The sequence below is a fragment of the Pararhizobium sp. LjRoot238 genome (assembly GCF_964252955.1).
Lineage (GTDB): Bacteria > Pseudomonadota > Alphaproteobacteria > Rhizobiales > Rhizobiaceae > Pararhizobium.
Map to the genome: position 1 here is coordinate 865,338 of NZ_CAXUPP020000001.1, position 23,961 is coordinate 889,298.

The window sequence follows — 23,961 nt, forward strand, 5'->3', positions numbered from 1 at the left end:
GACCAAAACAGAAGGCTTTTGCGATGACCGCCCATCACATCATCGGTCAGGCCGCCAGCTTGCCGCGGGCTAAAAGGCAGGCGTCATGCTGGCGCAGGAAGACCATCAGGCGCTGCTGATAATCTTCCGTGACCGCCTCGACGACGCTTGGTCTGACGGCAAGCGCCTTGCGCCAAGCGTTGACGCGCGACAACCCATCGAAGATGCCGCTTTCGAACAGGGTTTCGAACATCTCGAAATAGCGGAACACCGGCGCGAAGACGGCATCGACCATGCTGAAGTGTTTCCCTGCGAAATACAGTCCTTCGCCCAATTCCTGTTCAAGCATCGCGAGTTTTGCCGCGAGCGTCTGACGCTTGGCATCGAACTGTTCGGCGTCCTTCGTTGTCTCGTAAACCCAGAGATCGGCAAGGACCGACGAACCGAATTCCATCCAGCCGCGATGGCGGGCGCGGATCATCCGATCGGCCGGATGCAGCGGCGCACCAGCTTGGGTTTCCTCCAGATATTCGCAGATCACGGCACTTTCGAACAGGATCGCGTCATCCCGGCCGGCCCGCGGGATTGCCAGCAGCGGCACCTTGCCGAGCGGCGAGATGCGCAGGAACCAATCCGGCTTGGCTGCAAGGTCGATATAGTGCCGCTCGAAGGCGACGCCCTTTTCAGACAGCACGATCGAGGCGCGTTGGACGTAGGGGCAGAGGTAATGGCTGACAAGGGTGAGCTTCTCGGACTGCATGGGCTTAGCTCCGGCTGTTTAGATGCATCTGCATATATTATCATTTGCCAACACCGTCAAGATAGATGTAGATGCATGCATGTCTGATAAAACAGAGACTTCCGATCCCACGCCGAGCACCAACGCCACGCAGGCCTGGATCAACCTGATGCGGGCGCAGCAACGGGTGCTTGCCGCGATCGAGCGTGACTTCAAGGCCGCTGGCCTGCCGGGGCTTGGCTGGTACGATGTGCTCTGGGAGCTTTCCCGCGCCGACGGCGGACGGCTACGGCCATTCGAGATCGAAGAGCGCACGCTTCTGGCGCAATACAATCTCTCGCGTCTGATCGACAGGCTGGAGCGGGAAGGCCTGGCCGAACGCCAGACCTTCGACGAGGATGGCCGCGGACGGTGGGTGCTGATCACGGAAAAAGGCCGCGTCTTGCGTTCGGCAATGTGGGACGTCTATGCCAAGGCAATCGCAAGGAACGTGGGTGCAAGATTGCCCGAAGCCGACGCTGCGCAACTCTCGGCATTGCTGTCGCGGTTGCTCTGACGACAATCTTCAGGCAATCAGCGGCGCGGCAACGGCATTCAACACCTTGCGCGCATCGCCAGGTGCCAGCCGCACCTGCAAGCCACGCTGACCGCCATTGATATAGACCAGCGGCGCGGCAAGCGCTTCTTCCTCGATCGCCGTCGGTACTTGCTTCTTCTGTCCGAACGGACTGATACCACCGACGTGATAGCCGGTCAGCCGCTCGGCCTCCGCCGGTTTCATCATGTTCGCCGACTTGCCGCCAAAGGCCGCCGCCAGCTTCTTCATGCTGACCTCGCGATCGGACGGCACGACGACGCAGACCGGCCTGCCATCCACCTCCGCCATCAGCGTCTTCAGCACACGGCGCGGCTCTTCGTTCAGCGCTTCCGCCGCCGCCATGCCGATCCGGTCGGCCGAAGGATCGTAATCGTAAGTATGAACCGTAAAGGCGGCTCCGGCCTTTGTCAGCGCAAGCGTCGCACGGGTGCTTTTCGACATGGTTTCCATCAATTTCGCTACTGCATAATTCCTTAAATCGGAATCGATTTAAGGATAAAATTATGCAGTATTTCAAAGTGTTACAGCGACATTAGCACGTCTTTAAAAGACGCGCGGCGCTGTAAAAGGATGTTGCGGTTCAGCCCTTGTGCGCGCGATCGAGGTGATCGAGAATTTCCAAGCGCCCCTTGCTTCCTCGATCAGCTCCCGGCCGAAAACGAGTTTCAGCATCGAACTCTGCAAGCGCCTTGGCGGAAAGCTCTTCGAAGAGCTTGTTGAGACTGATCCCACGCGCCGAAGCAAGCGCCTTCAAGCGCCCGTGCTGATCATTCGGAAGACGGATCGTCAGTGTCCTCATTTCCATACCTCCGCTCCGCCATTAAGCTCATCTGCCAGAAAAGATACCTTCATAGACGTCCGGCTTGAAGCCTGCGGTGAACTTTCCATCATGATCCAGCAGCGGCCGCTTGATCATCGAGGGCTGGGCGAGCGTCAGGGCAATCACCTTGTCTTCGTTCAAATCCCGCTTTTCTGCATCGGAAAGAGCGCGAAAGGTCGTGCCGGCGCGGTTGAGCACGGTTTCCCAGCCGAGCACCGCGCACCAGCGCTGGAGCAGTTCGCGGGAGATGCCGGATGCCTTGTAGTCGTGGAAATCATAGGCGATACCTTGGCCTTCCAGCCAGGTGCGCGCCTTCTTCATCGTGTCGCAGTTCTTGATCCCGTAAACCGTCACGCTCATGCGCCATGCCATCCCTTTGCTAACCGGCAGGCGGGATAGCATGACGCGGACAGGCTGCAAATATGCAAGAGCCGGCCGTATCAGCGCTCCACCCGTAGCCGGCGGCTGTTTACTAGCCGCGCTGGCTTTTCTGCGGTTTCATATTTCCGGGCATAGCCGACAACCTCCTCGAAGCCGGAGCTTTCGCCATCAGCGAGGAAGACCGCCGCCATGTCGAGCGCCGAGGCGAGATCGGCAGCCTCGGGTCAGAAGGCTTCGTCAATATAGGCATATTGCAGAGATCCATCGTCGCGTAGAGGTCGAGAGGGCAAGCACTGCGTGGATACCCTCTGCCACCGATGTTTACCGCACAGTTAATGCCTCGGCTTCGCACAGCATTTCGAGCCTCTTGCGATTGATGACGGCCTTAATCCAGAAGCGGCCAGCGGTCGATATATTCGCATTCGCTCTTACCGATGAAACTGCGGATGAGAACGAACTCGCGCGCAATCCAGCTGACCGGTTCGGCGAGCATGTGCTCGGTAACAGGCGCCTCATCATAGAAGAGCGTCATGTGCGGCGTGAAGCGAGGATTGTAGGTGAATGTCAGGCCGACAGCCCACATCTCCTTGGCCAGCTGGACATGCAGATCCATCATTTCTTCGCTGCGCACGGCATTGCCAAGCACGACTGCATTGGCACTGGCAAAATGCATGACCCGGTCGAACATCACCTCGAATGGTGCTGCCTTGACCGTGGCCATCGCCGCCGACACGGCAAAGACGACATCCTCCGGAAAATCGGCATATTTTCCGATCGCGTTCAGCGAGACATGCATCAGCTCGTGCGGACGCGGACCTTTCGACAACCCATGTCGTTGCGATACATCCAAGCCGATTTCGACTGCCCGAAGCGCCACATCGCGCTCCGGCACGATGGCCAGAAACAGATTGCTCTTTCCGGCATCATCGAATTTTCGCGCTTTCCTTCCATTTGCAAATGCAAACGACTTCTGATCACGACGCACGGCTTCATTCCCGGCTTTTCCAAGCATGGCAGACCTCATCCCTTTTTGAATGACGCGATTATAGCCGAGTCACCTGCGAGTTCAAGAACAAAACAGGAACAATGCGAATCTATTCCCACATACGCAATAATTTTGGAATGACCTGAAACGCTCATTTATTGGAAAAACGTTGATTTTCGCCGGGCAGCAGAGCGGCTCGGCTTCGTCACCGATATCGGGCGATGCAAGAAACGGGTGGCATCTACGCCGAAACTGGAAGAGGATTAAATGGCCTATATCTTTCCAGAAAAAAGTCTGGGAAGCGTGCTCGCGATTGGCCAGTTGCACGGTTTCGCCGGCGGGCTGGACGCCAAGCGATTTCTGTTGGCGATGGAGGGCAGACGAGAAAGCGTCACGGCGTGATGTTCGCCGGTCGCTCGAATACCATGACCCGCTCGGCGGGAACGAACTGAAGGAGCGATGGCATGGCGCAATATCAGGTCTTCGAAACCGCCGGCGGTTACTGCGGCATCGCCTGGAACAGCGTCGGCATCGTGCGTTTTCAACTGCCGACACGCAGCGCCGAGGCAGCGACGCGAAATCTCCTGCGCCGCGTGCCTGACGCCGAGCGCACGGCACCAACGCTGGAAGTGAGTGATGCCATCGCCGCCGCGAAACGCTATTTCAACGGCGAAAAGATCGATTTTTCAAACGTCCGGCTCGATCTCGATGGGCAGGATGAATTCTTCAAGCAGATCTATGCCGCCCTGCGCCGCGTCGGCTGGGGTTGTACGACCACCTATGGCACCTTGGCAAAGGAACTGGGCGCCGGGCCCGAAGCCGCACGCGATGTCGGCCAGGCCATGGCAAAGAATCCAGTGCCTTTGATCATCCCATGTCATCGGGTGCTCGCTGCCGGCGGCAAGGTGGGCGGTTTTTCGGCCCCCGGCGGCGCCACGGCCAAGGTCCATATGCTCGAACTGGAAGGCGTCCATCTCGGACCGCCAGTGCCGGCACAGCAATCACTCGGGCTGTGATCGCGCGCATCTGCGCATGCGGAACGCTTCGCCGTCATCAGTCGCCGCCCTCGTCGCCGATGCAGACAAAAAAAACGTTTCAAGGCGGATCGAAGGGAACGTAGCGGCTTAAATTCCGTTTACCACATTGCCCACCACTGTCGCAAAGCAGAAAGGAAGGACAATGAGTGTACGTGATTTGATTCCATGGAACCGTGGCAACCGGGCTCCAAGCGTCTATCGCGGCGGCGACCTGGATCCGTTCCAGTTGCTGCACCGCAACGTCGACCGTCTGTTCGACGAAGCCTTGCGTGGCTTCGACATGCCTTCGGCATTTGGCCAGATGATGACGCGCAACGGCACCTGGCCGACTGTTGAAGTCGCGGAGAACGAAAAGGAAATACGCGTCATCGCGGAAGTGCCCGGCCTCGAAGAGAAGGACATCGAGGTCATGCTGGACGATGGCGTGCTGACACTTCGCGGCGAAAGGAAATCGGAAACCGAGGACAAGGATCGCCAATTCAGCGAGCGCTACTACGGACGCTTTGAACGACGCCTCGCTCTCGGCCACGAAATTGAAGAGGACAAAGTCGCGGCGACATTCAAGAACGGTGTTCTTATGGTAGTGCTGCCGAAGACCGCAAAAGCGCAGGCGAGTGCCAAGCGGATTGCGATCAACAGCAACAATTGAACCCGATCTTGGCAAGCCAACCGGGCGCGTCATGGTGCGCCCGGCGCTGGGCCATGACCAATCCAGTTCGCAATAGCCTCAACAGTAAATAGCTGTTGAAACAATCGTGGCGGCGTCTGCGGCCGCCGATGTCCTTCTCGACGACCTCGGTGAGGGAACCGCGGCGCTGGCCGCGGTTTCCTTGCGCATTATGTCAGCGCCGGCTCGCCCGCTTCCTCGGCATATTTCGCACGAACTTCGTCCTCGAACTCCTCCAATGTCTTCCCTCGAGTTTCCGGCACCATGGTCGCGATGAAGATCAGTGCGAACACACCCAGAATGGCAAAGATGAAGAACGATGGTGCTATGCCGAGTGTTTGAACGATCGGGGGAAATGCGAACGCGACGACGGCATTGGCCATCCAAAGCATAAACACGCAAACCCCCATCGCAAAGCTGCGGATCTTAAGCGGGAACATCTCCGCAAGCAGCAGCCAAACGAGCGGGCCGATCGTGCCTTGCATCGAAAACACGAACCCCACCACGAAGAGCAGGATGACATATGGCTTGAGGCCGACGTCCGGCATCATGAGGGCTGTGAGCCCGATCAGCAGATGGCAGGTGGTCGTCAAGGCGAAGCCGCCCAACAACATGACGCGCCTGTCGATCTTGTTCATCACAAGGAGACCGCACGCAATTCCCAGCACACTGAAGAGCCCATTGAAGGTGTTGGCGATGATCGCCCCTCCGCTGGAAAAGCCGGCATCCTGCAGCAATTGGGTGCCGTAGTACATGATCGAGTTAATGCCGGTCAGTTGCTGGAAAATGCCAAGCCCCATCCCGATGAAAAGGAGGCGGCGAATCCAGGGCGTGCGAAGATCGGCCCAGCCCCCCATCCGCTCGTCCTTTTCCTCTGCGGCCAGCCTGCGCACTTCGGCCATCTCCGCCTCGGCCCGTGCCGGCGTGCGGATCTGCTTGAGAACAGCAAGTGCTTCCTTGTCGCGGTTCTGCGACGACAGCCAGCGTGGGCTCTCCGGCATGCGCAGCATGCCAATCAGCAGGGCAATTGCCGGGAGGACCGCGATAACCAGCATGTAGCGCCACACACTGTCGTTCCCACCCCACAGATTGAAGATGATTGCGTTGATGACGAAGGCTGCAAACTGCCCGGAGACGATCATCACCTCGTTTCGGCTGACCAAACTGCCGCGCCGCTCGTAGGGCGAGACTTCGGCCAGGTAGATCGGCACGGTTGCCGAGGCCCCGCCCACAGCAAGTCCCAGCACAAAGCGGAAGAAACCCAGAACCTGCCAGTTCGGCGAAAGCACGCAGCCAAGCGTACCAACGATGAAGATAAGTGAAAGCATCAGTATGTTTTGACGACGCCCGTACTTGTCGGCAAGCTGGCCGCCGACGAGAGCCCCGATCGCAGCGCCGAAGATCAGAATGCTGACCACGAAGCCTTCCTTGGCGGGGGAAAGTCCCAGATCTGCCTTCATCGGTTCCAGCGCGCCGTTGATCACGCCGGTATCGTAGCCGAACAACAGGCCGCCAAAGGTCGCTATGACGCAGATCAGGCCGAGGCGCGCGGTATGCGGCCCAGGCGCATCCGCCGGCAAAGGCGTGTTAAGTCTCGCAATATGAGTCAATTGACTTCTCCTCCTGTTTGACAGGTCCCGTCCGCGCATGATTGGCGCAGAGAGATCGAACGTGACACCACTCCTCGGGTGGCGGCTCATCGAAACAAGCATTCCAACCATATAGACATTTGGAATAAATGTTCGTAAAATATTGATTGTTTTCAATCACTTACGGAAGATTCTCCCTATTGATGACATGAACGTTCTACGTGTATTGAACTCATAGAACAAAACCACCACGGGGAATCGCCCAGTTTTTCAGGATAGCTGCGACTATGGGAAAAGACCGAAAACATCAGCGTGTAAGGCTCGACCACGTGGCAAAGCTGGCAGGTGTCGGCGTTGCGACGGTGGACCGGGTGCTCAACGAGCGAGGAAATGTCAGCGTCAAGACGGCCCATAAGGTCCTCGAAGCGGCTCGAGCGCTGCAGATCAACCGAATCCTTCCCAGCGCTCATCAGAAGATCGTCCGGGTAGAACTGTTGCTGGCTCGCCCCGAAATCCCGCTTGTTGCCCGCATGAGTGACGAGTTTCGCAAGTTACCAGCGAGCATGGGCCGTTCGGTTGTCGTCCAGCAGACCATTGTGGCAGACGAGAGACCCGAAACCATGGCTCACGCTCTTCGACGGACCCAGTGCGACGCAGTTATCGTCTATACCCAGGAGCACGACGCCATACATCGCGCGATCGGCTCGATTGCCGCCAAAGGTATACCGACCGTCACCATCATCTCTGATCTGCCCCGATCCCTGCGGCTTGCCTATGCCGGAATCGACCACCACAAAGCGGGACGGACGGCCGGTTATTTCGTCGAGAGCATGGTCCGCAAGGAGGGGTCCATCCTTGTCCTTTGCAATCACCTCGGCTTCCAGGCCCACGCTGCGCGATTGCGAGGCTTCAAGGAGTTTCTCGACGGTTCTGCGCGGAGCCTCCACATTTCCGAAATATTGGAGGGGCGCGACGACCACGTCTTCTCAGAACTGCTCCTTCGTCCCGCTTTGGCCCGGCACCCGGACACGGTGGCGATTTATAACGTTGGAGGGGGAAACAGAGGCGTAGCGGCGGCCATTAAAAGCTTGACACGCAATGATCGCCCCCTGTTTGTCGGCCACGAGCTTACCGATGTAACCCGGGAGTTGCTGAACTCGCGCCTCATGGCGCTGGCGATCGACCAGAACCCCGAAAAACAGGCGCGTCTTGCTCTGGAGATGGCTCTCGAGCGGGTAGGATTTGCCGGAGCGCCGCGGACAAAACCGGCCCACCACCCGAGCTTACCCTTCACCGTCTACAGCCCGGAGAACATTGTAGAATAAGACGATGCGCCTCGTGCGCGAAGGCAACGGTCTTGGTGATCGCCAGGCTTGCCCAGCTCGACCTTATGATTTTTCCAAAGCGGTCGAACTGCTTTTCCGCTTGCCTCAATGACTCGGACGGTGTTGTTGTTTTTGCCGTGGCAGTATCTGGCCTTGCCGTCAGCGGCACCCAATTCGCAAAATGGCCTGCACGCGAATTCGACTGCCGTACCCGTTTAAGGTTTCGATTTTTTCGACTACAAACGGGTGATGTGGCTTCTTCCCGACAGCCGGAGTATTCATCCATGCTCACCCGCGCCGACGCAGTGACACTCCTGCCCGAAAACGCTCTGAGCTTGCAGGTATCGCAGCGAGCTTGGAACGGTGTGTGTGTCGACGTCAACGAATGGCATTGCTCCGGCAGGGTGGCACACCAATTTCGCCATGAGACGGACACCCGCCTCGTCGCCCTGCTGGAAGAGGTCGGCAGTCCCTGCGAACCGCGCCTGCGCGAGAACCAGCCCTGCCCCATCGGCTATACCCCCAGGCACATGGACTTCGCACCAGCCGGCATGGAAGTGTGGGGCTACAGCGCCGACATCCGCTTCGTGAAGGACGCCACCCTGACCTTTGATCTTGCAGTGCTGGGCGAGCGGCTGGCCACCGAATTCGACGCCGATGCGACCGCGACGCCACGGCTACGGTTCTCCGACGATCGCATCTGGACCTGGTCAAGCTGCTCTCCGACGCGGTGAACGACCCCGATCCGTCGACGCAGCTCTATGGCGACGGGCTGACCGCCGCGATCGCGGCGCGGCTCTTCCCACGGAGCCCGGTGCGGATGGCAAGGGCCTGGCTCCCTGGCAACTTCGGCGTATCGTCGAGTATCTCGACGCGCACCTCCCTCAGCGCATCGACCTAGCGGACCTGGCGGCGCTGGCGGGCCTGTCACAGTCGCACTTCAGCCGGGCGTTCAAGGCCTCGACCGGGATGGCGCCCTATCGTTGGCAACTCGACGCGCGCGTTCGGCGCGCGCAGGCTCTGCTGATCGATACCCGCGCCTCGCTCGACCAGGTGGCCGAGGCCACCGGATTTGCCGACGCGGTCCATTTCGGGCGGACATTCCGGAAATTCACCGGAGCACACCGGCCGCGTGGCGACGCGACCGGAAAAACTGATCGCGATCCCGTAGCGGATTCGGACTGGAAATCGCAGAATCGAACAGTGTCTTCCGCAAACTGGCAAGGCAACATTCGCTCGACCGGACAGGCGGGCGAAGCCGTTGCGTTTGACGACACTCGTCTTCCGGAACCCATGCCCCCGGAAGGCGGAAGATGATCGCAGAATTTATCAACTATGACGGCCTCATGCAGGCGAACCTTGCGCGGGTGTTCGGCGAGCGAGACACCTCCCGCCGGATGAACGCCATCGCGGAGCTCTATGCCGAAGACGCCGTGCTCCACGAGCCGGAAGCCTCGGTTACCGGCCATGCCGCCATCAATCGGGCGGTGGATGCGCTATTGTCGAGCCTGCCGCCAAACTTCGGCTTCACCGCGACTGGCCCTGCCGTCGGCCACCACGGTGTCGGGCGGCTGCGCTGGCAATCCTGGCCGCCGGACGGCCCCGTAGCCGTGACCGGAACCGATGTTGTCCGGATTGAAGGCGACCGCATCCAAACCCTCCATGTCTTTATCGACCCCATCGGCGCCTGAGCCGCCACCTGCGTATCCCAAGGAGTTCCCATGCCCAAGACCGGTCTCGACGCCCTCCTGCGTCCCGAAGACAGCATCCTCGTGCTGATCGACCATCAGCCGTACCAGTTCACCAACCTCAACAGCCACGATCCGACGATGATCGTCAACAACGTCATCGGCCTCGCCAAGACGGCGAAGGTCTTCAACGTACCGACGATCCTGACCACGGTGATCGAGGAGCGCGGTGGCTATATCATCAAGGGGCTTCAGGATGTCTTTCCGGACCAGAAGCCGATCGATCGCACCTTCATCAATACCTGGGAAGATCCTAAAGTCGTCGATATCGTGAAGAAGAGCGGGCGCAAGCAGCTCGTGCTGGCCGCGCTCTACACAGAGATCTGCCTCGCCATGCCGGCGATCCAGGCGCTCGCCGAGGGATATGACGTCTTTATCGTGACCGATGCCTCTGGTGGCGTCACGGCGGAAGCCCATGACATGGCCGTGCGCCGCATGGTCGCCGCCGGTGCGGTGCCGATCACCTGGCTTGCCGTGCTCGGCGAATGGCAGCGTGATTGGGCACGCGAGGAGACGGCGGCTGGTGTCGCGGGCGTCGTTCTCGAACATGGCGGCGCCAGCGGTGTCGCCTTGGCCTGGGAACTGCAGCTTCTCGCCGGGCGCGCTGGAGCGGGTCTCTGATCATGCCTTCCGCTTCATCGCCAATTCGCATCGGGTACTGCCTGTCGCTGACCGGTCCGCTCGCGGGCAACAGCCGGTCGGCGCAGCTCGCCCATGTTGCACTTGGCGTAGATTCTCCAGGTAAATGGCGAATGGACAAAGCCACTGGTCTTGCAGGTCCAATTCCAGGGAATATCCGGCCATGAGGTTGGCCAATTCCGGAATGGGTCGAGGCAAATCGTCGTGTCACCACCAAACTTCACCTCGGGAGAGCTTATTTTTCCTTCCTTATGCAGAAGCTCACTCCGCCGAGCAAGGCGGTTAGACCTCGGTAGGTTTGGTAGACAACGCTTCCTCAAATGCTCCGACGATGGCCTTGATCAGGCGTCCTGTGATCCTGTCCCTTTGCCACAATGCGGTCATCTCTACGGGTGACGGCTCCCAATCAGGCAGGACGGGAACGAGCGCGCCGGTTGCTACGGCATCCTCGATCAGGAACTCGGGCAGAATGGCGATGCCGAGACCAGCGCGGGCGGCGTCGACAAGAATGGTCTGGCGGTTTGCGGCAAAGCCGATCCTGGGACGTACGATAGCGCGTGTCCCGTGAGCATCTTTCAGATCCCATTCGACCAGATCGCGGCGGATCGCGAGAGCTGGCAGCATTTCCAGGTCCTGGGGCGTGCTAAGATCGGAATGAACTGCGAGAAAGGCGGGGCTCGCGACCAGCGCGCGCGGCAAATCGGCAATTTTCCTGAACCTAAGTTCGGAGTCCGCAACCGGTCCCATACGTACGACGAGATCGTATCCTTCTTCGATGAGCGACACCCTGCGATCCGCAAGCGTCATCTCTATTGTGACGTCGGGATATCTGGTCTTGAAGCCGATCAGGGCAGGGGCAAGAACCGCGGTCGCCATGTCGGGGGGAAGCGACAAGCGAACTATGCCCGACAGTGCGACGCGGTCATCCTGAACCTCGGCAACAGCCTGCTCAGCCAGCATGAAGGCGGTCTGGCCTCGCACGAAGAGTTGCTGCCCCTGTTCGGTCAGTACCACTCCCTTCTTTGTCCGGCGCGCAAGCCGGACGTTCAGGGTCTCTTCCAGCGCTGATAGCCGGCGCGAGAGCGTGGCCTTCGGGATACCCGTCGCGCGTTCGGCCGAGGCCAGCCCGCCAGCTTGTGCGATGCGGATAAACAGCGCGAGTCCGTCAAAGTCGCCAAATGTCTTCATGTTCCACTTATGGAACATAACGATGACAAATATCAAGCCTCCCCAAGGCTTCGTTCCAGATCCACCTTCCAAGACGAGCAATGACGCTCACAGCGAGCACAGGAGATTAGCCATGACCACGACATTCACCCCCGAGAACTCGGCGCTGCTGCTGATCGACCATCAGATCGGTACGATGCAGCTCATCAAGAACATCGATGTCGAGCAGGCCAGGCGCATGTCGCTTGCGCTGGCAAAGACCGCCAGCATCCTTGGCATCCCGACCGTGCTGACCTCCAGCCAGGAAGACCGGCTGCAGGGACCTTTGTTGCCGGAGTTGAAGGACATTCTGCCTGAGGCTTTCGAAAAGCGCGTCAAGCGCGAAGGCATCGTCAACGCCTGGACCGACGCCAACTTCAAGGCGGCGGTCGAGGCGACGGGGCGGAAAAACCTGATCATGGCCGGCGTGACGACCGACGTATGCCTCGTCTTCCCGGCGATCGACGCGGTTACCGAGGGTTATAACGTGCAGGCCGTCATGGATGCTTCGGGATCGCCGTTCGAGCTTTCCGAGGACATGTCGCGCCGCCGCATGCAGGACGCCGGCGTCGTTTTGACCGCAACCAACACCATGATCGCGGAACTTGCCCAGAACTGGGGCACGCCTCAAGGCCAACAGCTTATCCAGTTGCTGTTCACCGAGGTTCTTCCGCCCATCCAGTCGTAACCGATATCCAGTCCGCGCGAAGCCAGGAGCAAAGAACATGACCGTAAAAGCAGCCGCCATCGGGGGATTTGGCGTGGTCGCGCCGGATACCCATCTGGTAAGGGCGCAGGGCCCGTTTCAACTCCGCCGCATCCGGCCCGGTATCTCGCTTGGACGCACGGATGATGCAGGCTTCGGCGGGCTGGGCCTCATCGACCACGCCCGACTGCAACCCGGCCTCGTGGTCAGGATGCATGAGCATCGCAACGATGAGATCATCAGCTATATGCGCGCGGGCCGCATGCAGCACACGGATTCAGCCGGTCGGAGCGAGGTCATCTCGCCCGATCGTCTGATGGTGATGAACGCCGGGGCAGGTTTCTCGCATGAAGAAGCGGTGCTCGGGGACGATCCGATCGAGATGCTTCAGATCTTCGTGCGGCCCGAAGCCGCCAATATGGATGCAGGGGTCCAGTTTGTCAGCCTCGACAAAACCGAGAGCATCGATCGCTGGCGGCTTCTCGCGGGGCCGGTTGGCTCGGCGGCACCGAGCTTTGTCCGCCAGGCCATTTACCTCTACGATACCCACCTGTCGGCAGGTGGGAGCATCGGCCTGCCGACGGTTCCGGGGTTCGATCGCTGGCTGTATGTTTTCCGCGGCGCGGTATCGGTTGGAGACAAACAAGCCGAAACGCATACTGCGTTGACGATCAGCGCCGACCAAACCGCGTTTGAAGTGACGGCGAGCCGGGAGGCGGACCTGGTCCTCTTCTTGGTCGACCGACAGGCTCCTTTTTCCCGCACAGGCACGATGAGCGGGTGACCGTCGAAGACCCGCCCATGCTACACTACGCTTTACAGCGCCGCGCGTCTTTTCAGACGCGCAAAGCTGTAACACTTTGAAATGCTGCATAATTTTATCCTTAAATCGACTCCGATTTAAGGAATTATGCAGTAGCCCTACGCGTCGCTGAAGGCGTTTTGCTTGCACGGTCAGCCGCGTTTTAGGCTTGCACGTTGTTTGGAAGACGCGCTGGAGGCGATCAAAGGCAAATCACGGGGCACACTACAGCGCCGCGCGTCAAATATGACGCGCAAAGGACGCTGTAGCACTTTGAAACTGCTGCATAATTTTATCCTTAAATCGATTCCGATTTAAGGAATTATGCAGTAGCGGAGGGCGATAACCCGCCGAACCTACGCCATTGCCGCCGTTTACCCCTCACTCCCACTCGATCGTACCCGGCGGCTTGCTTGTGACGTCGTAGACGACGCGATTGATGCCGCGGACTTCGTTGATGATGCGGGTGGCGGCGCGGCCGAGGAATTCCATGTCGTAGTGGTAGAAATCCGCGGTCATGCCGTCGACCGAGGTCACGGCGCGCAGCGCGCAGACGAATTCGTAGGTGCGGCCGTCGCCCATCACACCGACGGTCTGGACCGGCAGGAGCACGGCGAAGGCCTGCCAGATGGCGTCGTAGAGGCCGGCCTTGCGGATTTCGTCGAGATAGATCGCGTCGGCTTCGCGCAGGATTTCGAGTTTTTCGCGGGTGATGCCGCCGGGGCAGCGGATGGCGAGACCCGGACCCGGGAAGGGATGGCGGCCGATGAAGCTGTCCGGCAGGCCGAGTTCCTTGCCGAGGACGCGGACTTCGTCCTTGAACAGTTCGCGCAGTGGCTCGACCAGCTGCATGTTCATGCGCGCCGGCAAGCCGCCGACATTGTGGTGCGACTTGATGGTGACCGAAGGGCCGCCGGTGAAGGAGACGCTTTCGATCACATCCGGATAGAGCGTGCCCTGCGCGAGAAACTCGGCGCCGCCGATCTTCTTGGCTTCCGCTTCGAACACATCGATGAACAGGCGACCGATGGTCTTGCGCTTGGTTTCCGGATCGCTCTCGCCTTCCAGCGCATTGATGAAGAGGTCCGATGCATCGACGTGCACGAGATGCAGGTTGTAGTGCTCCTTGAACATGGCAACAACGTCGGCCGCCTCGTTCTTGCGCATCAGGCCGTGGTCGACGAGAATGCAGGTCAGCTGATCGCCGACTGCCTCGTGGATCAGGAGAGCGGCGACCGAGCTATCGACGCCGCCGGACAGACCGCAGATGACGCGCTTGTCGCCCACTTGCTTGCGGATTTCGGCAATGGCCTTGTCGCGATAGGCGGCCATCGACCAGTCGCCCTTGAGGCCGGCGATCTTATTGACGAAATTGGCAAGCAGCTTGGCGCCATCCGGCGTGTGCACGACTTCCGGGTGAAATTGCACCGCGTAGAACTTTCGCGCCTCGTTGGCGATGAAAGCGAAGGGCGCATTCGGCGAGGTGGCGACGACTTCGAAGCCGGCCGGGATCGCTGTCACGCGGTCGCCATGGCTCATCCAGACCTGATGGCGGGAGCCGACGGTCCAGATGCCGTCGTAAAGCGCGCATTCCTTGTCGATCTCGATGAAGGCGCGGCCGAATTCGCGGTGATGGCCGGCCTCGACCTTGCCGCCCAGCTGTTCGCACATGGTCTGCTGACCGTAGCAGATGCCGAGGACCGGAAGGCCGCTGTCGAACACCACCTGCGGCGCGCGCGGCGAGCCGATATCGAGCGTCGAGGCCGGGCTGCCGGACAGGATGATCGCCTTCGGGTTCAGCCGCTTGAAGCCTTCGTCGGCGGACTGGAAGGGCACGATCTCGCAGTAGACGCCGGTTTCGCGGACGCGGCGGGCGATCAGCTGCGTGACCTGGCTGCCGAAATCGATGATGAGAACGGTATCGGGATGGACTGTCGCTGTCATGACGCGCTTCCGCTGGCTTGGGATCATCTGAGGGGAACTATGGCGAGCCTTTAAATAAAGGCGGCCGCAAGCGCAATGATTACATTGCACCCCGACAATTTTGCGGCTTCAGACGGCGACGTGGCCGGTTTCGACGGCATTTTCCAGCGCATCGATGGCGGCGGCGAGCTTCTCGTCGATCACGTGCAGATATTCGATCCAATCGTCGACATGCTTCAGCTCTGCCTTGCCGTCGGAAATACCGCGCAGGCCGATGAGCGGGATGCCGAAGGACTGGCAGGCGCGCAGGATGGCGAAAGTCTCCATCTCGACCATATCAGCGGCGATCGTCTCATAGGTCGTGCCGGAAACGATATTGGCTCCGGTGGAAAGGCTCGCTTTCTTCACGGCGGGAATGCGCAGCGGCAGATCGACACTGACGGGCAGGTCGAGAAACGGTGTCGCGCCCTTCTCAAAGCCGAGCGGCGAGGCATCCATGTCGCGATAGGCAACCGAGATCGCCTGATAAACTTCGGTCTGTTCGAGCCGGGCCGAGCCGGCGGAGCCGAGCGAAACGACGAGGTCTGGCTGATTGTCGCGTCGCTGTAATTCGGCGAGCGTTCGGGTCAGCGTCACGGCGGCCTCGACCGGACCGACGCCGGTCATCAGCGGCGAAATGCGCTCGCGCAGATGCACGCCATATTCCGCATCGACGGCCATGACGTAGAGCAGCGTCTTACCCGCCACATGCTTCAGTTCGAATGTCATCCCTCAATTCCCTCGCGTCCGCGGATCACCATCATCGTGCCGGTCATCGAGGCGATCAGCTTGGCTGGTCCATCGGCGGAAAGCGCATAACCGCGGCCGTCGGAGACGATGATCGTTGTGCCGGGCTTCGTCACCTGGCCGCGAAACAGGAACCGCTCTCCCCTGCCCGGCGACATCAAGTTGACCTTGAACTCGATCGTGAGGATCGACGCATCCGGATCGATGACCGAATAGGCGGCATAGGTGCAGGCGGCATCGAGCGCCGCCGAAATGATGCCGGCATGCAGGAAACCGTGCTGCTGCGTCAGTTTCGCGTCGAAAGGAAGCTCGATCTCGACCGTACCCTGCTCGACCCGCGTCAGCTCGGCGCCGATCGTCGCCATGGCGGCCTGCCTGCCGAAACTGTTGCGGATGCGGTCGCGAAATTCCACTGTGTGCTCTCAATCGTCTGCGCGGATATTGGGTCTTGCGCCGAGATATCCCGGCGGACAGACAGTCGCATGGCGGAAAAACAAGGACAAGCTCAGTTCAAGAGGAAAATCGATGCGTTGAGCAAAGGGGCGAAGGACGATCCAGGCGAGATGGGGCACGAACAAGAGCGCAAACCGGCGCAGGCATGAAAATAGGCCATGCAATCCCCATATCGATTGCATGGATGAACACAGGCCCTTCGAGATACGGCCAGGCACCGGCGACGATATCTTCGCGATCGCCGGGGTGCTGGTCGATACCTGGCGCTCGACATTTCGCGGGCTGCTGACCGATGCCTTTCTCGACGGCATGTCGCGCGAGGATGAGGCCATTCGCCTCGCGCGGCGGATGGGCGTGCCGGATGTCTATTATCTCGTCGCCGTCGAGCCTGCCACAAGCAACATCGTCGGCTTCGCCAATTTCGGCCCGCCGCGCGGCCGCGTTCCAGCGCATATTCATGAACTTTACGCGCTCTATATCCGCAGCGAGCATCAGAAGGCCGGCATTGGCGCCGCCTTGGTGCGGTCGGTGGCAGCACAATGCGCCGGGCAAGGGGCTAAGTCCCTGTTTGCCTGGGTTCTCGCCGGCAATCCCAACCGGCAGTTTTATGAACGGCTTGGCGCGAAAGCGATCGGAACGAGCCGGATCGGGGTCGGAGACCAGAGTTATGAACAGGTCGCCTATCTCTGGGAGGATATTGATGCCTTATTCCGACGGGCCGGTGGTCAATCGTGAACCACCCGATTTCCGAGCTTCCCGACCCCGACGATGTGCTGGTCCCAGGCGACCTTGCTCTGCGCATCACCGAACTGGCCGCCGTAGGATGACGCGATGAAGCCATGTGCGGCGGCAGCGATGCCGGCCGCATCGGCGAGGCTGTCCTGCCTGACGACTTGACGGGTTTTCGCATCCACCATCACCGCCGTGCCGCCCTTGGGCGACGTCAGACCCACCAGCCCGTCTTGCCGGTTCACCGCTATGGCCCCGACGTAATTGGCGAGCGCGAGCGTCGTCTTCTCCGGCAACGCGAGAAAGCGGATGTCCTCGCCGCGCGCGAAGGAGCCAGCAAGCGGTGGCAGTTCGTTGCGAGCGCCCTCATATTGGCAGGCGAACCAGATCCGGCCGTCGGCATCAATATCGACATGCCGGGTCGACAGCTGACGCAGGTTATCCGGCATGGCATGCCGCTCGATCAGCGCGCCCGTTTGCGTGTCGACCAGCGCCAGCGAAGGCTCCATGTGGTCGAGATTGAGCTTGGTGCGGCCGAAATCCGGATGCGTTTCGATGCCGCCATTGGCGACGACGAGCATCCGGCCATCACCAGAAAGGGTCATGTCGTGCGGGCCGATGCCATGCGACGGAAATTCGCCGAGGCGGGCAAAATTGTTCGTGCCGTCATAGACGCCGATCATGCCGCGATTGCCGGCGAAATCATTCTCCGTCGCATAAAGCAGCCGACCATCGGCCGAAAAGCAGCCATGGCCGTAAAAATGCCGCCCCTCGACCGAGGTGATGACGATCGGCTCCATGCTGTTATCCGGCGCAAAGATCATCGCATAGGTGCCGGGCCGGCGGGCAAAGGCGACCGCCCGGTTGGTGATCGGCGAATAGGTCATGCCGTGGGCACGGGCCGGCAGCGGCTCGCGCGCGATGATCTCCCCCTCCTCCGTCAGCGTCGCCACGCCATAGGAGCCATCCGCCGCCTTGAAGCCGGAGGCATAGACGGCATCCGTGCGCGAAAGCGCGAAAGCAGCCCGCGGTGCAAGCGCCGCCGCCCAAGCCGCACCTGCCATTGTAAGAAAGGCTCGGCGGTCGATCAAACCCATGGATCTGTAGGGATTAAGGTTCATGAGAATGCTGCCAGTTCGAAATGGTGCCACGCACCGACGCGACACTCTTTTGCCGCCTATCGGACTATTGCTCTAAAGCCAGCCCCGCCGCTTGAAATAGAGGAAGGGCAGGTAGGCCGACAGGACCATCATCAACAGCGCTACCGGATAGCCGAACTGGAACTTCAGCTCCGGCATGGCATCGAAATTCATGCCGTAGATCGAAGCCACCAAGGTCGGCGGCAGGAAGACGACGGCCGCGACGGAGAATATCTTGATGATCTGGTTCTGCTCCAGATTGATCAGCCCCAGGGTCGCATCGAGCAGGAAGTTGATCTTGTTCGACAGAAAGAGTGCGTGGTCACCAAGCGAGGTCGCATCGCGCTGGATCAGCTTGACCCGCTGGCGGCTTTCCTTGATCGCCTTGCGGGTGCCGATCCCGTCGAGTGCCGTGTGATAAGCAACAAGCCGGCCGACACTGACGAGGCTTTCGCGGATGACGCTCAGGAAATCGCCTTTCTGACCGATCTGCTCGATCAGCGACTGCAGGTCGCGGGTCTTCTTCGTGACGCTGGAATTGTTCTTGCGGAACACCTCCCGCGAGATGCCGTCGACCTCGTTGCCAATACGCTCAAGCGCATCGGCCGTGCGGTCAATCATCGCTTCCAGAAGCCCCAGCATGGCCAGTTCACCGCTCTCGCAGGAAACGCCGTTGGGGCGCTGCATGCGCGCAGCATAGAGATGAAACGGCTTCGGATCGGCATGGCGAACCGTGACCAATGTCGATCCCTTCAGGATGAACGTGACCGGCACCTTGACGGGGTTATCACCGTCGAGCTCCGTCGCCGCGGTCATGGTCATGAACTCGGCGCCGTCCTCTTGGTAGAGACGGTCGGAAAGTTCGATCTCCTGCATTTCGTCCCGCGTCGGGATTTCAATACCGAGATGCTGTTCGACGATGCGGGTCTCGTCCTGAGCGGGATTGAACAGGTCGAACCACACGACAGGCGTGGTTTCAGCCAGTTCCATGGCGTCAAGCAGGGCAAACTGATTGTTCTGGCTTTGGTAGATGCGCAGCATATCGGGCTTCCAATCTGGCAAGTCTGTCGACCGCCAGCGGACCCCTTGCTGTCAGGGTCTGACGGTCGGCAAAATCGAAGCGGTACTTCGACTGTCGGGGTTCATGATCCGTTGATCCTTGTTTGGCCGTGTTCGCGCGTGGAACACAGATGACGCTTTGCACCTGTGACCTGCTTTTGTCAACTTGTTTCAATAGCTTGCAGGCCCGCCACGGTTGGGGCGCGGCGTTCAGTCGCCGTCGGCGAAGGAGAACCCCGCGCCCAGCCCGATGGCGCCGCCGAAATCGAGATTGAGCCGCTGGAGAGCGTCGTTGGTATTCTGCAGGATACGGTTCAGCCTGTCGCGTTGTTCCTCGTCTTCGATGGCCTCGTCGATCGGCAGATCGATCTGGTCGGCATCGTCGACAATGGCCTGCAGGACATAGTTGATCGCGCGCACCATGTAACGCTTGTCATCGGGCAGCAGCGCCTGCATATCGGCTGTGTTGAACAGCGTCTGCAGCGCCATGAAATTCGCCGAGAGCGCCGGCATGGTGTTGCCGGAGCGCCAGTAGATCGCCAGCTTCGGATGCCCCTTGTCCGGCATGCCTTTGATGATGCCGGCATAGAACGGCCGCAGGCGCTGGTCCCTGATGCTTTCGACGCCATGGACGAGAATGCCGAGCAGTTCGGTCGCCGCTTCCTTGCCGTCGCGATAGACCGGATTGTCCGGGCCGGGCGTCTTCCAGGCGGCCTGGATACCGTCCGGCTTTTCCCATTCGGCATGAAGTTCGGCGGCAACGGATTTCAGATTGTCGGCGATCGCCACGCCGTAGCGGCAGCGGAACCCGTTCTTTTCCGAGCTCAGAACCTCCGCGCCCGTGCCGTAGAGAACATACTCCAGTGCGCCGAGACCCTGCGCAGCAACGCTCTTGCCCTTGAGGGTCCCGGCCGAGGTCGCCGTTTCGTCATTCGTCGCAAGAATGCGCTGGACCTGTTTCAGGCCGGTGCTCTTGCGATCCGGAAAAAACAGGAACCGCTCGAACCGGTTGCCTTCGATGACCGGCCCGACCCGGACGATCTCGATCGTCGACCATTGCTGGACCACCTCGTCGAACGTCATCTGCACATCGCCGAGCGTCTCCTCGGATGGCTTCTCGCAGAGCACATGCGCGGCCGCGGCGAGCGATTCCGTGCCCTCCATGAGATCGCGGTAGCCGGGACGGATGAAATCGTCGACGGCCTTCTGCATGACGCCCGGCACCGCCTCCAGCTTGAGCCCGGAACGCGGCGACGCGGCCTCATCCACATCCTCAGCCATGGCGGGGAGCGACAGGAAGGCGAGGCCGAGGCTGAGAAGCAGGGAAAGCCGGTGGCGCATCAAAGAGACTCCAGAAAGATGATCAGGGCTTGTCTATCGGCTTTTTCCTGTGTGGCAAACCGGTCGCGGGCTTTTGCCGCCTCGCCGCCGTGCCAGAGGATCGCTTCGGTCAGATTGCGGGCGCGTCCGTCGTGCAGGAAGAACGTGTGCCCGCTCACCGTCTTCGTCAGTCCGATGCCCCAGAGCGGCGGTGTGCGCCATTCGCTGCCCGATGCTCCGCCCACTTGCTGGCCGTCGGCAAGGCCGTCGCCCATGTCATGCAGCAGGAAGTCGGAATAGGGCCAGATCAGCTGGAAGGCATGTGCCTTGTTGGCAGCATCGCGGCGGGTCACGAATTTCGGCACATGACAGGAAATGCAGCCGGTTTCATAGAAAACCTTCTTGCCCGCCAGCGTTTCCGCAAAACTCGCCTTGCGCCGCGCGGGGACCGCCAGGTTTTCCGAGTAGAAGGTGATGAGATCGAGAACGGGATCGGGCGCCTCGGTATCACCCAGCCGCGCCTGAACGCCGTCGGCCATGGCCAAACAGGCGGCTTGCTCCGCCGTGCAATCACCGTGGCTGCGTTTGGCGTCGGGCGAGGAGATGCCGATATCTCCGGCCAGGGCATCGGCAGCTTGCTGGCGCACCGTGGCGCTCTGCGCCTTCCAGCCAAAGCGACCGAGGATGGGTTGGCCGGAGACGGGATCACGCACCAGCGCCGGTTTGCCGCTTATGCCGTCGCCGTTCTTGTCGTCCGGATCGGCATTTGTAAGGATATCGGCGGGGTGGATCGCCTCGACCAGCCCGAGCCCGCTCATCGCCTGCGTCACGCGCGGCGACAGCGTGGTCGTTTCGTCGAGGGCACCATAACCAGGTTTATCGATCGAATACTGCGGCTTGCGCAGGGAAACCGTTTCTCCGCCCGCAAGGGTCACCGGGGTCTCCGTGTAGCTGATCGTCATATGGCCTTCCGCTGGAAGACCGGGCACCGCACTATCCTGCAATTGCGTGCCGTAGACAGGATCGGGGAAATTCAGAACCTCGTGGGCCGCAATCGCCGCCCGCTCGGCGTCGGTTTTCGGCACGCGGGCAAGACGCAGGAACATTGACGTCGCGTCCGCCGACCCTTCCGGCGGGTGCCCGCGCCCATCCTTCAAATGACAGGTCTGGCAGGCGCGGGCGTTGTAGAGCGGCCCGAGGCCATCCGACGCCTGCGTCGATGAGGGTGAAGAGACCCAGAGTTTTCGAAACAGCGCATTGCCGAGCTTGAACGTCCCTTCCTCGGCAAAGGTGATATTGGCGGAGAACTGCGAAAAGCTGTCCTGATTGACCGAGGCGATGGACGTGCCCCCGCCGCCGGCCATGGCCTCGAATTTTTCGGCTTTGGAAAAATTGGTGGCGGGGCGGGTTACGGCCTGGACACGGCGACGATCCGTATCGGAAAGGTCGTCGCGTGTCGCGGAAGTCGGAAGCTCTGCCGCACCGTCCGCGTGTGAGGAGGCATTACCCCCCTCTGCCCTGTCGGGCATCTCCCCCTCAAGGGGGGAGATCGATGTGGCAACCTCGCGCTCCTTCTCAACCTGCGGAGTTTTAGTGGTTCCTTTTCCCGAAATATCGGCTGGCTCGAAACCAATCTCCCCCCTTGAGGGGGAGATGTCACGCAGTGACAGAGGGGGGTATGCCGCCCTCGATGCCATCCCCTCCTCGCCAAAAACGGAAAAGCCGCCCGCCGCTAGCAAAAGTGCAGCGGCAGACGGCAAAATCACACGTTGGACGAGCCAAACAGGCATTCAGAAAAAACCAGGCCGCAAACCAGAAGCGGCGGCCCGCCTTTGCTTTCTCATTGGAAGACAGCGTTAGGATTATCCAGGCTGTCTGAACCTTCAAGCTCGATCGTGCCGAGATCCAGCGACGCAATGACGCGCTCGACTGTCTTTGCCTGCGCGACGAGGCCATCGATAGCGGCCTGGACGACGGCGTTACCCTCTGCGTTGCCCTCGGCGATCATCTGGTCGTACACCTCGACCGTCTGGCCACGTTTTGCCATGGCTTCCATTGCGGTGATGGTCGCTGCCAGCTTTTCCTTCATTTCCTTGTCGAGCGCCGGGTCCTTGGCGGCAACGAGTTCAGAGAGCGAAGGACCGGTCAGTTTGGTGCCGTCGACCTTGGTGTATTCGCTGGTATAGGCGGCCTGGATGCCGATCGCATCATGCAGATGCGAGTTGTAGGTGTTGTCGGAGAAGCAGTCATGCTCCTCTTCCGGATCGTGCAGCAGGAGGCCGAGCTTCATGCGTTCGCCCGCCAGTTCGCCGTAGGACAGCGAGCCCATGCCGGTCAGGATCGCCGCAATGCCGGCCTTGGCATCGCCCTCGACATTTTTGGTGGCCGCACCATCCGGCGCCCAGCTGGCGACCATGTCCTTGAGGTCGGACACGAGCAGGTCGCTGGCGGCCTTCAGATAGGCGGCGCGGCGGTCGCAATTGCCGTTGGTGCAATTCTTCGTGTCATAGTCGGTAAAGGAGCGGTTGCCGGCGCCCTTGCCGGTGCCGTTCAAATCCTGGCCCCAGAGCAGGAATTCGATGGCATGGTAGCCGGTCGCGACATTCGCCTCGATGCCGCCTGCTTCCTGCAGCGTGCCCGACAGGAATTCCGGCGTGATGTTGGTTGCATCCACATCCTTGCCGTCGATCTTGATCGTGTTGTTGGCGATGACGTTGGCGGTGAACAGCGCGTTCTCATCGCTTTCCGTGCCGTAGCTCGGATCGACGTAATCGATGAGGCCTTCGTCCAGCGGCCAGGCGTTGACCTTGCCTTCCCACTCGTCAACGATCGGGTTGCCGAAACGGTAGACTTCAGTTTCCTGATAGGGATTGCGGGCAGCTAGCCAGGCTTCGCGCGCGGCCTTCAGTGTCGCTTCGCTCGGCGCCGCGATCAGCGCATCGACGGCCTTGTCGAGCGCCTCGGCGGTCGAAAGCGCGTCCGAATATTTGGCATAAGCCACGTCGGCATAGTGCTTGACGACGGCTGCGGCATCGGTGGCGGCCTGAGCCGGCTGCAGCGCCAGCATCGATGTTGCGGTTGCAAACGCCAGCGCGGCGCTGCGAAGGAATGATGTGGTCATGACCTCTCCTGGTATTTTTCCGGATGAATTCGGTGGTCCCCGCCGCCCGGTGCCCCGGTCGCGCAATCCGCGCGGACCGAGATATGGACGTGGCTGTTCAGCCCGGTTTTCATGAACCAAAACTAAACTTGTGTCAAAGTGTATAGTTTGGAACATTTTCAATGTGAGCAGGATGGGGGGACGCTCGTCGCAAAGTGTGCGAAGAGCTGA

General features: G+C 60.4%; 27 protein-coding genes and 1 pseudogene. 12 read left to right on the forward strand and 16 right to left on the reverse strand.

The window, feature by feature from the left end; translation table 11 throughout:
• Positions 1-46 precede the first annotated feature (46 nt).
• Positions 47-739, reverse strand: a complete 693-nt coding sequence (locus ACSQ3F_RS04365; RefSeq protein WP_436099102.1) for a glutathione S-transferase family protein — start codon at positions 737-739, stop codon at positions 47-49.
• Between the two features lie 79 nt (positions 740-818).
• Between ACSQ3F_RS04365 and ACSQ3F_RS04370 the strand changes: the two genes are divergently transcribed.
• The gene (locus ACSQ3F_RS04370; RefSeq protein ID WP_436099103.1) at positions 819-1,274 is read left to right on the forward strand and encodes a MarR family winged helix-turn-helix transcriptional regulator; all 456 of its coding nucleotides are present in this window, start codon (positions 819-821) and stop codon (positions 1,272-1,274) included.
• A gap of 9 nt (positions 1,275-1,283) precedes the next feature.
• Here ACSQ3F_RS04370 and ybaK read toward each other — a convergent pair whose 3' ends face one another.
• The 5 genes and pseudogenes from ybaK to ACSQ3F_RS04395 form a co-directional block, all read right to left on the reverse strand.
• The gene (ybaK, locus tag ACSQ3F_RS04375) at positions 1,284-1,757 is read right to left on the reverse strand and encodes a Cys-tRNA(Pro) deacylase (protein WP_436099104.1); all 474 of its coding nucleotides are present in this window, start codon (positions 1,755-1,757) and stop codon (positions 1,284-1,286) included.
• Between the two features lie 139 nt (positions 1,758-1,896).
• Complete coding sequence (locus ACSQ3F_RS04380; protein WP_436099105.1) at positions 1,897-2,115, reverse strand: toxin-antitoxin system HicB family antitoxin; 219 nt, start codon at positions 2,113-2,115, stop codon at positions 1,897-1,899.
• 27 nt (positions 2,116-2,142) lie between these two features.
• Positions 2,143-2,496, reverse strand: coding sequence for an ArsC family reductase (locus ACSQ3F_RS04385; protein ID WP_436099106.1), 354 nt, complete (start codon positions 2,494-2,496; stop codon positions 2,143-2,145).
• 86 nt (positions 2,497-2,582) lie between these two features.
• A pseudogene (locus ACSQ3F_RS04390) lies at positions 2,583-2,786 on the reverse strand (peptidase M14); the annotation flags it as partial.
• A gap of 116 nt (positions 2,787-2,902) precedes the next feature.
• Complete coding sequence (locus ACSQ3F_RS04395; RefSeq protein ID WP_436099107.1) at positions 2,903-3,502, reverse strand: 2'-5' RNA ligase family protein; 600 nt, start codon at positions 3,500-3,502, stop codon at positions 2,903-2,905.
• Between the two features lie 267 nt (positions 3,503-3,769).
• Here ACSQ3F_RS04395 and ACSQ3F_RS04400 point away from each other — a divergent pair, with 267 nt between their 5' ends.
• From ACSQ3F_RS04400 to ACSQ3F_RS04410, 3 genes are all read left to right on the forward strand, one after another.
• Positions 3,770-3,904 carry a hypothetical protein gene (locus ACSQ3F_RS04400; RefSeq protein ID WP_436099108.1) on the forward strand — a complete coding sequence of 45 codons (135 nt, stop codon included), beginning with the start codon at positions 3,770-3,772 and terminating at the stop codon, positions 3,902-3,904.
• 62 nt (positions 3,905-3,966) lie between these two features.
• A complete protein-coding gene (locus ACSQ3F_RS04405; RefSeq protein WP_436099109.1) occupies positions 3,967-4,518 on the forward strand; it encodes a methylated-DNA--[protein]-cysteine S-methyltransferase in 552 nt (183 codons plus the stop codon).
• Positions 4,519-4,681: 163 nt separating this feature from the next.
• A complete protein-coding gene (locus tag ACSQ3F_RS04410; RefSeq protein ID WP_436099110.1) occupies positions 4,682-5,188 on the forward strand; it encodes an Hsp20/alpha crystallin family protein in 507 nt (168 codons plus the stop codon).
• 188 nt (positions 5,189-5,376) lie between these two features.
• Here the strand turns inward: ACSQ3F_RS04410 and ACSQ3F_RS04415 are convergent, their stop codons facing one another.
• Positions 5,377-6,972 (reverse strand): sugar porter family MFS transporter, encoded by a 1,596-nt coding sequence (locus ACSQ3F_RS04415; protein ID WP_436099111.1) that lies wholly within the window; start codon positions 6,970-6,972, stop codon positions 5,377-5,379.
• Positions 6,973-7,082: 110 nt separating this feature from the next.
• Here ACSQ3F_RS04415 and ACSQ3F_RS04420 point away from each other — a divergent pair, with 110 nt between their 5' ends.
• Genes ACSQ3F_RS04420 through ACSQ3F_RS04440 form a run of 5 tightly spaced genes read left to right on the forward strand, consistent with a single transcriptional unit; the run spans position 7,083 to position 10,489 of the window.
• Positions 7,083-8,120 carry a LacI family DNA-binding transcriptional regulator gene (locus tag ACSQ3F_RS04420; RefSeq protein WP_436099112.1) on the forward strand — a complete coding sequence of 346 codons (1,038 nt, stop codon included), beginning with the start codon at positions 7,083-7,085 and terminating at the stop codon, positions 8,118-8,120.
• Between the two features lie 32 nt (positions 8,121-8,152).
• Positions 8,153-8,854 carry a hypothetical protein gene (locus ACSQ3F_RS04425; protein WP_436099113.1) on the forward strand — a complete coding sequence of 234 codons (702 nt, stop codon included), beginning with the start codon at positions 8,153-8,155 and terminating at the stop codon, positions 8,852-8,854.
• Positions 8,778-9,437: a helix-turn-helix domain-containing protein gene (locus tag ACSQ3F_RS04430; protein WP_436099114.1), complete on the forward strand. Its 660-nt coding sequence runs from the start codon at positions 8,778-8,780 to the stop codon at positions 9,435-9,437. The genes ACSQ3F_RS04425 and ACSQ3F_RS04430 overlap by 77 nt, the downstream gene beginning before the upstream one ends.
• Positions 9,434-9,811, forward strand: coding sequence for a nuclear transport factor 2 family protein (locus tag ACSQ3F_RS04435; RefSeq protein ID WP_436099115.1), 378 nt, complete (start codon positions 9,434-9,436; stop codon positions 9,809-9,811). Before ACSQ3F_RS04430 ends, ACSQ3F_RS04435 begins: the two co-directional genes overlap by 4 nt.
• 30 nt (positions 9,812-9,841) lie before the next feature.
• Entirely contained in the window at positions 9,842-10,489 is a 648-nt protein-coding gene (locus ACSQ3F_RS04440; RefSeq protein ID WP_436099116.1) for a hydrolase, read from the forward strand.
• 300 nt (positions 10,490-10,789) lie between these two features.
• On the opposite strand, the gene ACSQ3F_RS04445 is transcribed toward ACSQ3F_RS04440, so the two are convergent.
• On the reverse strand, positions 10,790-11,695 hold the full coding sequence (locus ACSQ3F_RS04445) for a LysR family transcriptional regulator (protein ID WP_436099117.1): 906 nt from the start codon (positions 11,693-11,695) through the stop codon (positions 10,790-10,792).
• A 112-nt stretch (positions 11,696-11,807) separates the two neighbouring features.
• Between ACSQ3F_RS04445 and ACSQ3F_RS04450 the strand changes: the two genes are divergently transcribed.
• Together ACSQ3F_RS04450 and ACSQ3F_RS04455 are read left to right on the forward strand one after the other, a co-directional pair.
• Positions 11,808-12,401: an isochorismatase family protein gene (locus ACSQ3F_RS04450; RefSeq protein WP_436099118.1), complete on the forward strand. Its 594-nt coding sequence runs from the start codon at positions 11,808-11,810 to the stop codon at positions 12,399-12,401.
• A 37-nt stretch (positions 12,402-12,438) separates the two neighbouring features.
• The gene (locus ACSQ3F_RS04455; protein ID WP_436099119.1) at positions 12,439-13,203 is read left to right on the forward strand and encodes a pirin family protein; all 765 of its coding nucleotides are present in this window, start codon (positions 12,439-12,441) and stop codon (positions 13,201-13,203) included.
• Between the two features lie 399 nt (positions 13,204-13,602).
• On the opposite strand, the gene guaA is transcribed toward ACSQ3F_RS04455, so the two are convergent.
• From guaA to ACSQ3F_RS04470, 3 genes are all read right to left on the reverse strand, one after another.
• Positions 13,603-15,165 (reverse strand): glutamine-hydrolyzing GMP synthase, encoded by a 1,563-nt coding sequence (gene guaA / locus ACSQ3F_RS04460; RefSeq protein ID WP_436099120.1) that lies wholly within the window; start codon positions 15,163-15,165, stop codon positions 13,603-13,605.
• A gap of 108 nt (positions 15,166-15,273) precedes the next feature.
• Positions 15,274-15,912 carry a 5'-methylthioadenosine/S-adenosylhomocysteine nucleosidase gene (locus tag ACSQ3F_RS04465; protein ID WP_436099121.1) on the reverse strand — a complete coding sequence of 213 codons (639 nt, stop codon included), beginning with the start codon at positions 15,910-15,912 and terminating at the stop codon, positions 15,274-15,276.
• Complete coding sequence (locus ACSQ3F_RS04470; RefSeq protein WP_436102035.1) at positions 15,909-16,295, reverse strand: PaaI family thioesterase; 387 nt, start codon at positions 16,293-16,295, stop codon at positions 15,909-15,911. Before ACSQ3F_RS04470 ends, ACSQ3F_RS04465 begins: the two co-directional genes overlap by 4 nt.
• 268 nt (positions 16,296-16,563) lie before the next feature.
• Between ACSQ3F_RS04470 and ACSQ3F_RS04475 the strand changes: the two genes are divergently transcribed.
• On the forward strand, positions 16,564-17,118 hold the full coding sequence (locus ACSQ3F_RS04475; protein WP_436099122.1) for an N-acetyltransferase family protein: 555 nt from the start codon (positions 16,564-16,566) through the stop codon (positions 17,116-17,118).
• Here the strand turns inward: ACSQ3F_RS04475 and ACSQ3F_RS04480 are convergent.
• The 5 genes from ACSQ3F_RS04480 to ACSQ3F_RS04500 all read right to left on the reverse strand — a co-directional run bounded on the left by ACSQ3F_RS04480 (position 17,109) and on the right by ACSQ3F_RS04500 (position 23,751).
• The gene (locus ACSQ3F_RS04480; protein WP_436102036.1) at positions 17,109-18,209 is read right to left on the reverse strand and encodes a DUF1513 domain-containing protein; all 1,101 of its coding nucleotides are present in this window, start codon (positions 18,207-18,209) and stop codon (positions 17,109-17,111) included. The two genes, ACSQ3F_RS04475 and ACSQ3F_RS04480, sit on opposite strands and share 10 nt — an antisense overlap.
• Before the next feature lie 96 nt (positions 18,210-18,305).
• Positions 18,306-19,292: a magnesium transporter CorA family protein gene (locus ACSQ3F_RS04485; protein WP_436099123.1), complete on the reverse strand. Its 987-nt coding sequence runs from the start codon at positions 19,290-19,292 to the stop codon at positions 18,306-18,308.
• A gap of 228 nt (positions 19,293-19,520) precedes the next feature.
• Entirely contained in the window at positions 19,521-20,651 is a 1,131-nt protein-coding gene (locus ACSQ3F_RS04490) for an imelysin family protein (protein ID WP_436099124.1), read from the reverse strand.
• Complete coding sequence (locus ACSQ3F_RS04495) at positions 20,651-22,159, reverse strand: di-heme oxidoredictase family protein (RefSeq protein ID WP_436099125.1); 1,509 nt, start codon at positions 22,157-22,159, stop codon at positions 20,651-20,653. The genes ACSQ3F_RS04490 and ACSQ3F_RS04495 overlap by 1 nt, the downstream gene beginning before the upstream one ends.
• 311 nt (positions 22,160-22,470) lie before the next feature.
• Entirely contained in the window at positions 22,471-23,751 is a 1,281-nt protein-coding gene (locus ACSQ3F_RS04500; protein ID WP_436099126.1) for an imelysin family protein, read from the reverse strand.
• Positions 23,752-23,961 lie beyond the last annotated feature (210 nt).

What these genes read in the sequence shown, in the direction of transcription:
- ACSQ3F_RS04365 (WP_436099102.1), bottom strand. Translation starts at nt 739, where the DNA reads ATGCAGTCCGAGAAGCTCACCCTTGTCAGCCATTACCTCTGCCCCTAC.
- ACSQ3F_RS04370 (WP_436099103.1), top strand. Translation starts at nt 819, where the DNA reads ATGTCTGATAAAACAGAGACTTCCGATCCCACGCCGAGCACCAACGCC.
- ybaK (WP_436099104.1), bottom strand. Translation starts at nt 1,757, where the DNA reads ATGTCGAAAAGCACCCGTGCGACGCTTGCGCTGACAAAGGCCGGAGCC.
- ACSQ3F_RS04380 (WP_436099105.1), bottom strand. Translation starts at nt 2,115, where the DNA reads ATGAGGACACTGACGATCCGTCTTCCGAATGATCAGCACGGGCGCTTG.
- ACSQ3F_RS04385 (WP_436099106.1), bottom strand. Translation starts at nt 2,496, where the DNA reads ATGAGCGTGACGGTTTACGGGATCAAGAACTGCGACACGATGAAGAAG.
- ACSQ3F_RS04400 (WP_436099108.1), top strand. Translation starts at nt 3,770, where the DNA reads ATGGCCTATATCTTTCCAGAAAAAAGTCTGGGAAGCGTGCTCGCGATT.
- ACSQ3F_RS04405 (WP_436099109.1), top strand. Translation starts at nt 3,967, where the DNA reads ATGGCGCAATATCAGGTCTTCGAAACCGCCGGCGGTTACTGCGGCATC.
- ACSQ3F_RS04410 (WP_436099110.1), top strand. Translation starts at nt 4,682, where the DNA reads ATGAGTGTACGTGATTTGATTCCATGGAACCGTGGCAACCGGGCTCCA.
- ACSQ3F_RS04420 (WP_436099112.1), top strand. Translation starts at nt 7,083, where the DNA reads ATGGGAAAAGACCGAAAACATCAGCGTGTAAGGCTCGACCACGTGGCA.
- ACSQ3F_RS04430 (WP_436099114.1), top strand. Translation starts at nt 8,778, where the DNA reads ATGCGACCGCGACGCCACGGCTACGGTTCTCCGACGATCGCATCTGGA.
- ACSQ3F_RS04435 (WP_436099115.1), top strand. Translation starts at nt 9,434, where the DNA reads ATGATCGCAGAATTTATCAACTATGACGGCCTCATGCAGGCGAACCTT.
- ACSQ3F_RS04440 (WP_436099116.1), top strand. Translation starts at nt 9,842, where the DNA reads ATGCCCAAGACCGGTCTCGACGCCCTCCTGCGTCCCGAAGACAGCATC.
- ACSQ3F_RS04445 (WP_436099117.1), bottom strand. Translation starts at nt 11,695, where the DNA reads ATGAAGACATTTGGCGACTTTGACGGACTCGCGCTGTTTATCCGCATC.
- ACSQ3F_RS04450 (WP_436099118.1), top strand. Translation starts at nt 11,808, where the DNA reads ATGACCACGACATTCACCCCCGAGAACTCGGCGCTGCTGCTGATCGAC.
- ACSQ3F_RS04455 (WP_436099119.1), top strand. Translation starts at nt 12,439, where the DNA reads ATGACCGTAAAAGCAGCCGCCATCGGGGGATTTGGCGTGGTCGCGCCG.
- guaA (WP_436099120.1), bottom strand. Translation starts at nt 15,165, where the DNA reads ATGACAGCGACAGTCCATCCCGATACCGTTCTCATCATCGATTTCGGC.
- ACSQ3F_RS04465 (WP_436099121.1), bottom strand. Translation starts at nt 15,912, where the DNA reads ATGACATTCGAACTGAAGCATGTGGCGGGTAAGACGCTGCTCTACGTC.
- ACSQ3F_RS04470 (WP_436102035.1), bottom strand. Translation starts at nt 16,295, where the DNA reads ATGGCGACGATCGGCGCCGAGCTGACGCGGGTCGAGCAGGGTACGGTC.
- ACSQ3F_RS04475 (WP_436099122.1), top strand. Translation starts at nt 16,564, where the DNA reads ATGGATGAACACAGGCCCTTCGAGATACGGCCAGGCACCGGCGACGAT.
- ACSQ3F_RS04480 (WP_436102036.1), bottom strand. Translation starts at nt 18,209, where the DNA reads ATGGGTTTGATCGACCGCCGAGCCTTTCTTACAATGGCAGGTGCGGCT.
- ACSQ3F_RS04485 (WP_436099123.1), bottom strand. Translation starts at nt 19,292, where the DNA reads ATGCTGCGCATCTACCAAAGCCAGAACAATCAGTTTGCCCTGCTTGAC.
- ACSQ3F_RS04490 (WP_436099124.1), bottom strand. Translation starts at nt 20,651, where the DNA reads ATGCGCCACCGGCTTTCCCTGCTTCTCAGCCTCGGCCTCGCCTTCCTG.
- ACSQ3F_RS04495 (WP_436099125.1), bottom strand. Translation starts at nt 22,159, where the DNA reads ATGCCCGACAGGGCAGAGGGGGGTAATGCCTCCTCACACGCGGACGGT.
- ACSQ3F_RS04500 (WP_436099126.1), bottom strand. Translation starts at nt 23,751, where the DNA reads ATGACCACATCATTCCTTCGCAGCGCCGCGCTGGCGTTTGCAACCGCA.